The following is a 765-nucleotide window of genomic DNA, read 5'->3' on the forward strand; positions in this document are numbered from 1 at the left end:
CGCCTGCGCTCCACCCCACCCCAGCACCGCGCCCACCAGCGCGCTGGTGGGCGCGCTGGTGGGCGCGGTGCTGGGGTGGGGTGGAGCGCAGGCGAAGGGGTGGTACGTCGACTACGACCTGCAGACGCGGCTGTTCCTGGACCGCACGTACCTGTTCGTGTCGCCCAACCGCATCCAGCGGCAGGGGGACCCGGATTCGCCCTTGCCGCTGGTGTTCGAGGGCCAGTTCGCGCCGAACCTCTTCCTGCCGCAGTTGAGGCGGGGCGACTTCAAGGAGGACGGGCGTGAGACGCTGTTCTCGCTGGTGTTCACGCCGAACATCCGGCTGCGGTTGATGAACACGGACAGCAACCCCATCTTGCCGCCGTCGTACCTGCCGAAGCTGACGCTCCAGGCGGCGCACCTGCGCCTGTTGCACGGCCCGGACAAGGACGGGGCGCCCCGGATGCTGGCGGTGGGGTTGAACGTCATCGTGGGGCACTACTCCAACGGCGAGGACGGGTGCTTCTTCGCGAACCAGACGGGGAAGGACCCGAACTGCGAGCCCGCGGAAGGCACGCTGCCGTTGAACGAAATCACGGGGAGCTTCTCCACGAACCTGCTGCGCTTCGAGGCGCACACCCGCCTGGGGTTCGGAGTGGATCCGCACAAGCTGAGCGCGTGGCTGGTGGGAGCGAGTGCCTTCTACGAGCTGAACTCAGCGATTGGGCCCGGAGGGATGAGCCCGGCGCAGCGCCACGTGTATGGGAATGGGCACTGGGGGGT

General features: G+C 68.2%; 1 pseudogene. It reads left to right on the forward strand.

The features are described 5' to 3' along the window. Nucleotides 1-765, forward strand: a pseudogene (locus tag D7X32_RS45895) (hypothetical protein); the annotation flags it as partial.

The sequence above is a fragment of the Corallococcus carmarthensis genome (genome assembly GCF_003611695.1).
Classification (GTDB): Bacteria; Myxococcota; Myxococcia; order Myxococcales; family Myxococcaceae; genus Corallococcus; species Corallococcus carmarthensis.